This is a genomic window from Nostoc sp. (assembly GCF_036917535.1).
GTDB lineage: Bacteria > Cyanobacteriota > Cyanobacteriia > Cyanobacteriales > Nostocaceae > Nostoc.
The window spans coordinates 1-13,195 of record NZ_JBALDA010000017.1 but is presented as its reverse complement, the minus strand read 5'-3'; the positions used below and the strand labels follow the sequence as shown (position 1 = coordinate 13,195).

General features: G+C 42.4%; 9 protein-coding genes. 4 read left to right on the top strand and 5 right to left on the bottom strand.

Annotated elements, in window-relative coordinates:
• Positions 1–405: 405 nt before the first annotated feature.
• The 4 genes from V7K56_RS05710 (at position 406) to V7K56_RS05695 (ending at position 6,436) form a co-directional block, all read left to right on the top strand.
• Positions 406–849, top strand: coding sequence for a hypothetical protein (locus tag V7K56_RS05710; RefSeq protein WP_334908441.1), 444 nt, complete (start codon positions 406–408; stop codon positions 847–849).
• A 426-nt stretch (positions 850–1,275) separates the two neighbouring features.
• Positions 1,276–3,789 (top strand): phosphoenolpyruvate--protein phosphotransferase, encoded by a 2,514-nt coding sequence (gene ptsP, locus V7K56_RS05705; protein ID WP_334908595.1) that lies wholly within the window; start codon positions 1,276–1,278, stop codon positions 3,787–3,789.
• A gap of 350 nt (positions 3,790–4,139) precedes the next feature.
• Positions 4,140–4,520: an aegerolysin family protein gene (locus tag V7K56_RS05700; protein ID WP_334908439.1), complete on the top strand. Its 381-nt coding sequence runs from the start codon at positions 4,140–4,142 to the stop codon at positions 4,518–4,520.
• A 686-nt stretch (positions 4,521–5,206) separates the two neighbouring features.
• Positions 5,207–6,436: a DUF4336 domain-containing protein gene (locus V7K56_RS05695; protein WP_334908437.1), complete on the top strand. Its 1,230-nt coding sequence runs from the start codon at positions 5,207–5,209 to the stop codon at positions 6,434–6,436.
• Between the two features lie 38 nt (positions 6,437–6,474).
• Here the strand turns inward: V7K56_RS05695 and V7K56_RS05690 are convergent, their stop codons facing one another.
• From V7K56_RS05690 to V7K56_RS05670, 5 genes are all read right to left on the bottom strand, one after another.
• Positions 6,475–7,122 (bottom strand): GNAT family N-acetyltransferase, encoded by a 648-nt coding sequence (locus V7K56_RS05690; RefSeq protein WP_334908435.1) that lies wholly within the window; start codon positions 7,120–7,122, stop codon positions 6,475–6,477.
• Between the two features lie 109 nt (positions 7,123–7,231).
• Complete coding sequence (locus V7K56_RS05685) at positions 7,232–8,566, bottom strand: GTPase family protein (RefSeq protein ID WP_334908433.1); 1,335 nt, start codon at positions 8,564–8,566, stop codon at positions 7,232–7,234.
• A gap of 426 nt (positions 8,567–8,992) precedes the next feature.
• Positions 8,993–9,220: an addiction module protein gene (locus V7K56_RS05680; RefSeq protein ID WP_334908593.1), complete on the bottom strand. Its 228-nt coding sequence runs from the start codon at positions 9,218–9,220 to the stop codon at positions 8,993–8,995.
• 99 nt (positions 9,221–9,319) lie between these two features.
• Positions 9,320–11,956 (bottom strand): PAS domain-containing hybrid sensor histidine kinase/response regulator, encoded by a 2,637-nt coding sequence (locus tag V7K56_RS05675; RefSeq protein ID WP_334908431.1) that lies wholly within the window; start codon positions 11,954–11,956, stop codon positions 9,320–9,322.
• 296 nt (positions 11,957–12,252) lie between these two features.
• A complete protein-coding gene (locus V7K56_RS05670; protein ID WP_334908429.1) occupies positions 12,253–12,951 on the bottom strand; it encodes a rhomboid family intramembrane serine protease in 699 nt (232 codons plus the stop codon).
• Between the last annotated feature and the right edge of the window lie 244 nt (positions 12,952–13,195).

The following is a 13,195-nucleotide window of genomic DNA, read 5'->3' as shown; positions in this document are numbered from 1 at the left end:
TGAAAAAGACTTCAATAGTTAGGTGTTTGAAATTAAATTCCAAGTGTTTTGTATTGTTTAGTCACAAAAAGTCTTATCTAGAATTCAGGTAAGTTGTTAAAAGGACATAAACGCCATTTCTTTATAGACAGGACTTATGCACAGGTAACGGAATATCAAACCACAGAGAACGCAGAGAACACAGAGGAATAAGAGTTAGAGAGGTTTTTTGCGTAAGTCCTAGTAGACACTCTTGGATTGGTGTTAATGGTTATGTTCAGTAGTGCTGAGTACTGAGTACTGAGTATAATTTTTGACATAAACCGGAAGGTCGCCCTTCCGACTCGGCTTCAAACCCTATTTGCCTAGTCCGTTGAATTTTACTTTTTACTCAGCACTCGTTACTTAGCACTCAGCACTGTTTTGGTGACACTAGTATCCGAATCTGACCAAGCAGGAGCAAAGAAATTATTTGCACAAGCGTACAGCGATCGCATTAAGGGAAACATTATTGTTCCCCAAGTATCTAATCTGCAAGAAAATCCTACTTTCCGACATATACCTCATTATCTAGGATTCCGTAAGAAAAGCAAAAATCAGATTGCGCCAAAAATCTTGATCGGTCAGCCAGTTGGGAAAGTACTTCTAAAAAAGGATCAACCTTTTTTAATATTGTGGCAGGATAATTTTGATGGTGATGTCTCGATTAAGTTGTACGATGGGAACAAACTTATCCAAAACATTTCTTCCCGTACTGCTAGCGATGGAGTTTATGAGTGGACACCACGTATTTCCATAAAAGAAGGCTATTTTATTCGCATTTCTAGCTGGAAAGACCGGAATATTTTCGGGCAGTTGCAATTGTATTGAAGGAGGCAGGAGGCAGTAGGCAGGAGGTAGGAATAATCCTAAGCGCAACTGCGTGGGATTGAAGCAAGGATGCTTTATATGTATCGGCATTCTCCGCTAGATACAATTCTTCTTTTTAAACTACGGCTCTAGATCCAAAACTGAATTTTTGATTCATAATTCTTTCCTCCTGCCCTTCGGGTTCGGCAGTCCCCCAGACGCTCGTTCGCTCTTAGCGTCTCCCCTTGGGAGAAGACTCGCTAACGCTGCGCTATCGACGGGAAGCGGAGCCACTGCGTTGGACGGGTTGCCCGGCTTGAAGCAAGTGGCGTCCAAGACGGGGGCTGCCTCACCTCGTGCCCTCTGCCTCCTCTTATTTAGCGGTGCAAAATGGGAAAATGAATGGATAACTAGCTAAACGCAAACCTCTCAACAAGGTTGACGAGTGTGGCCGCGATCGCAATTGTTATCGTTTCTCACAGTAAACAACTAGCTTTAAGTGTGCGGGAACTCGCCGCGCAGATGGTTCAAGACCAAGTTACCATTGCTGTTGCAGCAGGTATTGAAGATTCTGAAAATCCATTGGGTACCGATCCAATTCAGGTTTATGAGGCGATCACTTCTGTTTTTTCTGATGATGGTGTCTTAGTATTAATGGATTTGGGTAGTGCTTTGCTGAGTGCGGAAATGGCAATCGAGTTTCTGCCAGAAGCACAGCAGGAGAAAGTGTATTTGTGTGAAGCACCTCTAGTAGAAGGCGCGATCGCTGCTGTAGTGGCGGCGGCGGCTGGTAGAGATATTCACCAAGTTCTGGCGGAAGCACGTGGCGCACTTCTAGCAAAAGCAACTCAATTGGGTGTTAGTAGTTCGTTGTCAGTTGTCAGCCCAATAACAACCAATATAGAATCGCCAACGCGAGAAATTCGGCTGATTGTGAGCAATCGCTTAGGATTACACGCTCGTCCCGCAGCCCAGTTTGTGGCAACCGCAGCTCGGTTTCAATCCAAAATTCTGGTGCGGAATTTAACGAGAAATACCGATCTAGTCAGGGGTGACAGTATTAACCAAGTCACAACTTTAGGGGTGCGTCAAGGACACGAAATGCTGATTACTGCCACTGGTTCTGATGCAGATGAAGCGCTGGCAGCATTACAGGCATTATTTGCCAATAACTTTGGTGAAGATAATGTTGCCTTGAATTCTCCACCAGCTTTTCACCATGAAGTCACTCCAGTAACTCACGGCGAACTTTCGGGAATTGCAGCTTCTGCTGGAGTAGCGATCGCACCTGTTGTTCATTATCAACCCACTCACATTGCTATTACAGAATACCACGTAGACGAACCAGATGTAGAGTGGCAACGATTACAAACAGCAATCCACACTGCCCGACAAGAAATTCAAGCAGTTTTCTCACAAGCATCTCTGCAAATTGGTGATACTGAAGCCGCCATCTTCGATGCCCAACTACTATTTTTAGAAGATCCAGTACTGTTGTCAGCGGCTCATCAGCGCATTTTAGACAACCATATAAATGCTGAAGCAGCTTGGCAAGCTGTAGTTGATGAAGTAGTAACTTCCTACCGCGCACTTGAGGATTCTTATCTGCAAGAGCGAGTTGACGATGTTGTGGATGTCGGGCAAAGAGTGCTGCGATTACTGGCTGGGAATGCCCCTGCAAACCTGCATCTTGAGTCACCTGCAATTTTAGTGGCGACTGATTTAACCCCCTCAGATACCGCTAGACTAGATCAGACAAAGGTATTAGGTATTTGTACTACTTCTGGGAGCGCCACTTCCCACAGTGCAATTATCGCCCGGACGTTGGGTATTCCCGCAGTTTTGGGAGTGGATGCTCAGGTGTTGCACTTGCCAGATGGTACATTAATGGCACTTGATGGTGAAAGTGGCAAAGCTTGGGTAGAACCAGAATCAGACATCCTGGATTTACTGACAGCAAAGCAGTCAGCTTGGCAAACTGCCCAACAGGAAGCACGAGCTACGGCACATCAGCCAGCGATTACTCGTGATGGTCGGCAAGTTAGCGTCTTCGCCAATATTGGTAGTATAAATGATGTGCAAGTTGCTGTGGCTAGCGGTGCAGAAGGCGTGGGACTACTCCGTACTGAGTTTCTGTATTTAGACCGGACAAGCGCCCCGACTGAAGAAGAACAATTAGCAGTGTATCAGGCGATCGCTCAAGTTTTAGATAATCGTCCGCTAATTATTCGTACTCTCGATGTCGGTGGTGATAAGCCACTTCCCTACCTGAGAGTAGGATTCCCAGAAGCCAACCCTTTTTTAGGTTGGCGGGGAATTCGTTTTTGTTTAGATCATCCAGAACTCTTCAAAACTCAGTTACGGGCAATTTTGAGAGCCAGTGTCGGACACCAAATTAAGATTATGTTGCCGATGATTGCTACGGTAACTGAGGTACGTGCAGCGAAGGTAATTTTGGGTGAAGTGCAGGCTGAACTAAATCAAGCTGGTATTTCCTTTGATGCGGCGATAAAAGTAGGAATTATGGTAGAGGTTCCGTCAGCAGTAGCGATCGCCGATCGGTTAGCTGCGGAAGTAGACTTCTTTAGTATCGGGACAAACGATCTGAGTCAGTACGTCATGGCTAGCGATCGCACTAATCCACGTGTGGCAAATTTGGTTGATGCGCTACATCCAGCTGTATTGCGAATGGTGCAGCAAACTATCCAAGCTGCCCATAGGGCGGGGATTTCGGTGGGATTATGTGGAGAATTGGCAGCAGATACTTTAGCAACACCAATTTTATTGGGTTTAGGACTGGATGAGTTGAGCGTGAATCCCCAAAGTATAGCTAGAGTGAAGCAGGCGATCGCTCGGTTAAGTATAGTTGAAAGTGAAGCGATCGTCGCATCAGCATTACAACAAGATTCGGTAGAGGATGTCAGAGAACTAATCTCAACTTCAGTTATTCACCTTACGTAAATACTTCTGTATTTTTTGTTAACTGTATTTATAATTAATTTTTTAGCCAAATAATATATAGCAGTCCTAAATCATTCGTGAGAATTTGAAATTGTTGCAAGTGCAAGATGTGAGTTGACAAATTAAGCAATAAGTGGCACTACTTTACATTGTCTAGTTCATTACAGTTTCAGGAACGCCAAAAAAAATAATTTCGTAATTTGCATAAAAGTTAGGATGTGCACGAATAAAAGTTAGTGAGATAGAGTTAATCATTTTATCCTGATCAGCCTTTGCTATAAAAGGCTTTCATCCTCTGTTCTCACTAGATGTTTACCAATTTTTACTTTGAAATAGTTTGAGGTGATTTTATGGCTGCACGTTCTTTTACTATAACTATTGACAATTTAACAGGTCTGCCTTGGCATCGAATAGGTTTAGGACTGGATCATGGTGAGTGGTCGAACAATGGGGGATCTGTTCCACCGGAAAACATTCCTGGTGCTAGTTTTGATGTGTTTGGACATCTTAGTTATACTCCTGTTACTTTTGGAAATGAATCAGATGGGTTTGCAACAGGCGCTCAGGGATTTGTCGATTACCAGAATGCACTAGGAAGTATTCTTCACATTGCCTGGGATAATCCATATATTGGAAGTAACAGTTTCGATGCAAATGCGTCTAATCCATTCACCGCATCATACGGTGACATTAGTGGGAATAATGCAAATGTAGTTGTCGAAGTTAAATGATAATTTACGCCTGATGTGAATTAAAAACGCCTCTTATTCCATAAGGATTTCTAGATTCGCCCAAAATCATTGTTTTAGAACTATCTATGAAATGACAAGGGTTTCAAGACTTAATTCACATTAAACGTAATTTACATTATCGAATAGCTAAGAAAAGCTATTTGTTGTGGTGAATAAATACTCGGATCTATGCTGTTTGGGATTAAAGATCCCAAACGGCTTCTATAGGAATCGTAAATTATTTTTGAAAAATCTAAGTAGTCTTGTAGGGTGTGTTAGTGGAGCGTAACCCACCAAAAGCTTGGAATGGTGCGGTACTTTATGCGCTAATATACCCTACGTGTATTTCAAAAATAAAATATTGCTTCTATATTAGGGATTTTGTCAACAGTATAGGCAATAAATTTGGGGAAGTTAGTAGTACACCTTTACAACGTCTATTATTAGTTTCGTTAAAAGCTAGGTTATACAATTTGCAAAAAAACCTACAGATTCAAAGCTGAAAATCCCGATGAAATCTAACCCCTCTTAATTACGAATTACTAATTACGTAGCTTACTTCTTACCTTTGGCGGGTATTACAAATTATAAATTGGTATTATTATCTCAACAATTTGCTAAACTCCAGCTTCGTGGAGAGCAAATAAAAACAATTTGAGTATTGGGAATTTGGAGGGGGTTGCAGAGTGGCTAATGAACGCATAGTCAATACACAACAGATTTATCCAAAGGATTTTTCCTGGGGACTATGGCCTGTTGTGCCACTCTACCCCTTTGGTAGGCGGCAAACAATTCGTCAAGAAGTGCTTAAGGACACAATCTGGAATTTTGACCAGATTCAGGGCATTTTCTACGTTGTTGTACCGATTCGCATGACTGTTATTAAGCTGGAAACCGGGGGTCTTCTCGTCTATGCGCCTGTTGCACCAACGCCAGAGTGCATCAGACTTGTGAATGAATTAGTGGTAGAGCATGGCAACATTAAGTACATCATCCTGCCAACAATCTCTGGTATAGAACACAAAGTCTTCGTTGGCCCCTTCGCCAGATACTTTCCGACTGCACAGGTGTTTGTGGCTCCCCATCAGTGGAGTTTCCCGCTAAATCTCCCCCTTAGCTGGCTTGGCTTACCCCCAAAAAGAACTCAAGTACTTCCAGAAGATAGCAGCAAAACACCCTTTGCTAACGAGTTTGATTATGCAATGCTAGGGCCCATCGGTCTTGGCCCTGGTAGGTTTGCGGAAGTTGCTTTTTTCCACAAGCGATCGCATACTCTTTTAGTCACAGATTCTGTGCTTTCGATCCCAGAAGATCCACCTGCGATCGTTCTCTTAGATCCATATCCTTTATTATTCCATGCCAAGGATTATGCTTTTGATATTGTTGCAGATAGTCAGGTAAATCGCCGTAAGGGTTGGCAGCGCATCTGTCTGTTTGCTTTGTACTTTCAACCAAGCACATTAGATATACGCCAATGGAGTCAGGTATTGCAAGATTCCTTGAAAGCCCCAGAACGCTCAAGAAAAGCTTATTTTGGATTGTATCCCTTTAAATGGCAGTCAGATTGGCAGCGATCGTTTGATGCCTTACGAGGTGATGGGCGTTTGTTTGTCGCACCAATTTTACAGACGTTGATTCTCAATCGCGCCCCGAAGGAAACCATTGACTGGGCTAATAAAGTTGCAAGTTGGGACTTCGAGTGGATTATTTCTTGCCACTTTGATTCACCGATTAAAGCTCAAGCGCATCAGTTTCGCCAAGCTTTCTCTTTTTTGGAAAAGCAGCCTGTTATTAGTGGGGGTTTATTAAGTAGTAGCAGTTATGCTTTACCAGAGGAGGATTTTAAAACACTTAGAGAAATCGATGCAGGTTTAAATAAGTTTGGCATTGTGCCAGCACCAAAAGAGAAAGTGTAGAATAATTTTTGCTAACTGCTGTGTTAAAGAATGCAAAACTAGTTGTTGTTTAGTTCCATTAATGAAACATTTTCGTGGGAATAAAGCCATTTTTCAAAATTGCTTTTACAACGCGACCATTCTTTATCTGTCATTGCAAACCAATCAGTATCTCTGTTTTTTCCACGAACAAACATGTGTTGTCGAAAACGACCTTCATAAATAAATCCCATCCTTGTAGCGGTGGTTCGACTTGCATGGTTGAGGGAATTACATTTCCACTCAACTCGACGATAAGAATGACGATCAAAAAGATGCTGAAGTAGCAAAAACTGTGATTCTGTATTGATTTTACTTTTATGTACTGCGGGAGTAAACCATACATGACCAATTTCAGCACGACCATGATTTGGAACAATTGCAAGTAATGCCACAATGCCAACCTGAGTATTTGCTGAGTTTTCAAAGACTGTCCAAGTCAGAGGATCGGATTTACTTACTATATTTTTTTCCATCCAGTCTTTCATCGTAGAAGAGCGATCAAATGGGCCATAAAATAGATAATTCCATACGGCTTCCTTTTCTGGAGTGCCATGTGAAGCTGCATACAAAGCATCTATATCCCTTTCTGTAACCAGAGGTCTGAGTGTGACAAATTGACCGTTGAGTTGAAGAAATTCTGGTGGCTGCCAAGTTTGGTGTTGCATGATTTTATTGCTTTTCCACAGACATATAAGCTTATATTAAAGATATGTTTCTATGGGCACTATGTGGGCAACAACTAAGCGTTTGCTTTGAGAAAGGGATTCTTGAGTCTTAATGTTTGATTCCCTTAAAGCGTTCTTGCGCCGTCTGAAATGCTTCTTGCATCACCAACTGAATTTTCTGTTGATCGGGTTTCTTACCTCCCATTAAATCACCAAAGTAAACGCAGGCTGCTTCCCCTAGCGCCCAGGTGTAGGCGGCTGCCCAAGAGGCGGCGATCGCACTCCCAAAACCTGGGATAAATTTAATTAACTCTCGGGCAATGGCCTGTGCTAAAAAACCACCTGCAATCGCACTGACAACGCCTCCCGCCTGAGATGGCGTAACTGTCTGCCCATATAATTTACCCAATAGACCCACCATTGATACTTGCAAGGCAGTGAGTACCGGCATTGTGGTAAATGGCAGAGGTACAGCCGCTAGAGTTGCAGACATAATCGCAAATGGCAAAATATAACGGCGGGCAGCATCTCGGTAAACATTGCCAAGTTGCTTCCCAGCTTCTTCTCGATCCAATAGCTGATAAATCGCCTGGGCTTCTGCTTGTGGGAGTAGTTCTGCTAAGGAATCTCGCAGTGCTTCTAAGCCATAAAATACCGGAGTGTAGCCATCTTCTTCTAGGGTAAAGTCAATTAGTACAGAGCGATCTGTTATTCCTGCGAAGGCTTGTTGCATGGCGGCAAATGCGCGGTTGACTTCCTGATAATCTGGCGGATAGGTGGGATGATCGACGGTATCGCCAGGATAAACTTCGTGCAAGCAAGTCACTACCAACAGACAGGGAATATCTGGATACTTCTGGCGCAGCTGTTGAGCAATTTGTCGTAGCGTGTCAGTTGCAAAATCATTGATTTTGACCGTCAAAAGCAGGATTCTGGCGGAACGAGTTTCCTGTTGTAAATCGCCAACTAACTCTTGAATAATTTTTTGAGTATCTTGTTTGACATCACCCAGTCCTACTGTATCAGTAAAAATCAGTAACGGCAGGTCATTGGAAGGATAGGCATAGCGCTGGGTGTGTTGCGTGTGTGGGCGAAATCCTTGACCGACAATTTCAGCAGAAACTCCCGTCAATCCTCGGACAATGGAACTTTTTCCAGCTTGGGGTTTACCAATTAAGAGGGCTTCTGTGGTTGGCAGTTCGGCTCGGATTTTCTCTAAAATCTCTGCAACCTGAGTATCGCTCACACTAAACCATTCAACAACTGTCTGTGCCAGTTGTTCTACGGGTAAGAGTTGTGTTAAGCGGGTTGTTGCGTTGTTCCAGACACCAGCAATGCGGTTTGTCCAGGAATTATCGACCGACTTGGTAGTGGCTCTATCGGTCGGTTCATTCAATTGCTGAGAATCAGTTGACAGTGAGTCAGCATCACGTTGCTCAGTCATTTGCATCCAAACATAGAAGACCCTCTTAGTGATCTTATAGCGATTTTTAAAGGGATAACTAGTACCTTTAGTAGTGTTCCTGAGCGATCGCGTTTTTTGATTACCTTACTAAATAAACTTGAGAAGAAGACACTGGTTACTCACCGTGTCTCCCAGGAAATTTATTTGTTAAGGCAGGCAGGGGAGGCAGGGGAAGCAGGGGGAGAGAAAAAAGCTTAACTGAACTGTATTGCATAATAAATGCTTGTGCTAATTCAACCCGGCGCTCTGCGTCAAACTTGACTAGCTTCACCGTATTCAGTTAATGCTGCTGGATGAAAGCTGTTTACGGACGCGCTCGCTTCCGTTATGGATAGAAGAAACAAGTCAAATCCTCTTTCCTTCTGCCTTCTGCCTCCTGCCTTGTTTGTTAGGAGACATATTTCATTATTCCAAAAGTTGTCTTATTCTAGCTAACGCTTCCTCTCCAGGAATGGGTGAAACTGCACCGCTACGAACTTGATCTCTACGCTTCTTGGCTTCATCTGTCCATAGTGTTTGAAGTGTTTCGTCTACATCAAATTCAAGACTTTCAACCAGCTTTTCTGCCAACAATGCTCTCGCTGCACTGGGCAAAGTTAAGGCTTCTTTCATAATCTGCTCAAAAGATGCCATAATTTCTGAAAGCATAAGGGCTATTCAGAGTCTAGCAGGAAAGCAGTAGACATCGTACAACACTAAAGTGATAGATAGCCGACGGACGCCAATCTAGTATTAACTTGGTTCAATCAAATCAGCGATCGCTTGTACCAATGCATCTGGATCTACTGGTTTAGAAATATGCATTTGAAATCCTGCGGCTAATGCTTGCTGCTGGTTCATTTCCCCTGCATAGGCTGTCAGAGCGATCGCTGGTACGTTTCCTCCTTGTTGGGGCGATCGCGATCGCACTTCACGCATCAGCATATAACCGTCTGTTTTTGGCATTCCAATATCGCTAATTAAAACATCTGGTATCGACTCAGACAGGGCTTGTAGTGCTTCTTGTGCTGATGATACGGCAGTTACTTGCACGCCGTAGTCTTGCAAAATAAAGGTAAGTAAATCGCGAATATCTGGTTCATCGTCCACTACCAAAACTTGAGTGTCCGCAAGCAGCAAAGATTCCGGCTCTGAATATGAAGACTGATTTTCTTCACCCCAAAACTGTTCGCTTCTAAGCAAAAGTGGTAACTCGACACTGAAGGTTGCACCTAATCCTTCTCCAAGACTTTCGGCTTGAACATTTCCCCCATGCATTTCTACAACTTTACGCACGATCGCTAGTCCTAAACCTAGTCCACCAAATGTCCGTGTAGTTGTACCATCAGCTTGGCGAAAGTAATCGAACACATAAGGCAAAAAGTCTAGGCTAATTCCCTTACCTGTATCGCTAACTTGAATTTGAACCTGATTACCAGCTTCCATGAGTCGAATTTCTACCCGTCCTCCTGTTGGTGTAAATTTTACCGCATTAGAAAGCAAGTTCCACACAACTTGTTGCAGCCGATTTGGGTCGCCCATAACTTGTCCCAAATTGGCATCAAATACGGTTTGAATTTGAATTGACTTGGCTTGTGCCGCTAGTTTTACTGTTTCTAGTGCTGCTTCAACTACCATTACCAAGCTGACTGGACAGATATTTAAGTTTAATTTTCCTTGCAGGATGCGCGACACATCCAACAAATCTTCAATTAGCTGAGTTTGTAACTTAGCGTTGCGTTCAATGGTTTCTAAGGCGTGGTGAGTAGTTTTTTCATCAAACTTGCGAGTCCGCAGCATTTTCGACCATCCGAGAATGGAGTTGAGTGGGGTTCGCAGTTCATGGGAGAGAACCGCCAGAAATTCATCTTTAATTTTGTTGGCGATTTCTGCTTGTTGTCGTGCTATCTTTTCGCAGTCGAGTAGGCGATCGCATTCTTTCTCAGCCAATTTGCGATCGGTAATATCGAGTACAAAAGCAACACCGTTGTCTTGGGAGTTATTCAGCAGGGCCATTCCCAAAACAATTGCTACTCGCTTGCCGTTGCGGTGGATGTATTCTTTCTCGTAAATTTTGGAAACTCCACTAGTTTGCACCTCCAAAAGGGCGCGATCGTCTAAATGTTGATACTCAACAGGAGTAAGTTCTCTCCAATCAATTGGACCTAAAATAGCAAACTCATCGCGAGTGTAGCCAGCTAGTTGAAGAAAGGCATCATTGGCATCAATGATAAAACCATCTACAGTCCAAAAAGCGACTCCAATCAGGTTAGATTCAAACAAACGCCGAAATCGTGCTTCACTTTCACGTAATGATTTTTCTGCCCGTTTGTGTGCAGTAATATCACGAGCAACAGTGATTACGCCTTCAATACTTTGGTGATAATTTCGTAATGGTGTGAGGATGTATTCATAATAATGCAACCCATCAGCGGTAACATATTTACACTCATCCTTGAGTGGCTGCCCACTTCTCATCACAGCTTGTCGTTGATTATCTACCTGCGTTATTAGGTCTGCGGGTAAATCCAGTTCTGGCAAAGTTTTGCCGATAATATCTTCGGGATTTAAACCTAGTATACTTGCTCCATCCCGGCTGACATACTTATAGCAACCTTGACCATTAAAGATGTAAATATGATCGACTGAGGCGGTTAGGATGGCATTTAAAATATTTGCCTGTTCTTGGACTTGTGTCGTGAGTTCGCGAGTACTTTCTTTTGCCTGCTTACACACAGTAGTTTCAATACAAACGCCGATCATTCGCACCGCTTGCCCTTGAGCGTTATAGATAAATTTTCCCTTGGCAGAAATCCAATGCGTGCTTTGGTCTGAACGAACTATGCGAAATTCATCATTATAGTCAGTCTTTTGGGCCAAAGCGTGGGCGATCGCTTGCATTACAGATTGGCTATCTTCAGGATGAACGCATTTTTTAAACGTCTCATAAGGGCTGTCAAAACTACTTGGAAGTAAACCAAAAAGCTGTTCGTAGTTTTCCGACCAGATGACTTGATTGGTAACAATATTCCAATCCCACAAGCCCATTTGGGATACATCTAGAGCTAGTCTCAGCCGTTCTTCACTCTCTTTGAGAACTACTTCTACCTGCTGTCGCGCTGCAATTTCTTGTTGGAGTTGTTGTAAAATTACTGCTACCTCTGTTGGTAGATTGAGATATACAGATGCATCCTTGTCAATCTGCCAATCAACAACATGAGGGTTTTCTGCTTCTACTGGCAGCTTTCTTTTTAGTTCTGTTAATTGTTTCTCAAGCGCTGTTTGCCTTCGTTGATAAAATATCTCTGATTGCTCTAACTCAGCTACACGCTGCCGCAAAACTGCTAATTCATCAGTGAGTTTAAAGTTAATCTTATTAACATTTTGCATCTTATACACCGCTAATCTTTAATAATATCGACTTGAAGAGTAGGTATCCCTAGTTTGATCTATGAATTTTTCAACTATCAAATGTAATCTATCAAAAGGTAGATAAAATTCCAAAAATATCGCAGTAATCCTTTTGCTTATTTGTCTACTTGATTATGTATAAACAATTTATGAATTTCAGCCAAAAGGTATATAAGAGTTTTAATGACTGTATGGTGAGTATTGCTAAAAATATGAAAATCAAAATTGAGCTTTTTGACATCAGTCTACAAAATAACTCAATGGCTAGAGAAAATTTATCTTTTCAATCGGATGAAAGTTCCACCTACTAATAATCCCACAACCTGCCCTAAGAAGACAACACCCGATTGATTTACGCCGACAGGAGGAATATTTAAACTACCTATACCATAAAATAATTGTTGCACAAACCACCAAAATATATAGAAAAAGGCTGGAAGTTGAATGGGAATATACAAGATTATTAGCGGCAAAACAGTGTCAATTTTAGCTTTAGGAAACTTCATAACATAAGCTCCTAAAATAGCTGTGATCGCACTATTTGCTCCAATCAATGGAACCGTCAAACTCGGTTCGGCCAAAATTTGTATTATACCTGCGATCGCACCAGCAGCCAGATAAAATCCTAGATAGCGTCTGTGTCCTAGAAGATTTTCTACAGTTCTCCCAAAAACCCACAAAAACAGGAGATTTCCTAATATTTGACTAAAACTGCCGTGCAGAAATATTCCAAAAAATAGGGTAAATACCCGCCAAATGACAACTATCCAAGCAGCAGAGTTGAAAAAAAGAGCGTTGGTAACTGCTCCACTAATCTGTGCTGGTATCACACCCCAAGTATTGACAAAATAGCCTAATTCATCACTAAACTCTAGTTTAAGTTCCCATAAAAATACAGCCAGGTTAATGCCAATCAACCAGTAATTAATAATTGGCTTACTTCGACAACGAATATTATCACTGATAGGAATCATATATATTTGTCATTGGGCATTGGGCATTGGGCATTGGGGAGTGCTGAGTTAAGAGTTAGGAGTTAGGAGTTAGGAAGAAATATTATTGTTTCAAGCTTAAAACTCGGAAGTTGCACCTTTTTGCTTGAACGTTGAACCTTTGAACTCGAAAGTTGCACCTTTTTGCTTGAACGTTGAACCTTTGAACTCGAAAGTTGCACCTTTTTGCTTGAACGTTGAACCTTTGAACTCGAAAGTTGCACCT

What these genes read in the sequence shown, in the direction of transcription:
- V7K56_RS05675 (WP_334908431.1), bottom strand. Translation starts at nt 11,956, where the DNA reads ATGCAAAATGTTAATAAGATTAACTTTAAACTCACTGATGAATTAGCA.
- V7K56_RS05690 (WP_334908435.1), bottom strand. Translation starts at nt 7,122, where the DNA reads ATGCAACACCAAACTTGGCAGCCACCAGAATTTCTTCAACTCAACGGT.
- V7K56_RS05700 (WP_334908439.1), top strand. Translation starts at nt 4,140, where the DNA reads ATGGCTGCACGTTCTTTTACTATAACTATTGACAATTTAACAGGTCTG.
- V7K56_RS05680 (WP_334908593.1), bottom strand. Translation starts at nt 9,220, where the DNA reads ATGGCATCTTTTGAGCAGATTATGAAAGAAGCCTTAACTTTGCCCAGT.
- V7K56_RS05670 (WP_334908429.1), bottom strand. Translation starts at nt 12,951, where the DNA reads ATGATTCCTATCAGTGATAATATTCGTTGTCGAAGTAAGCCAATTATT.
- V7K56_RS05685 (WP_334908433.1), bottom strand. Translation starts at nt 8,566, where the DNA reads ATGACTGAGCAACGTGATGCTGACTCACTGTCAACTGATTCTCAGCAA.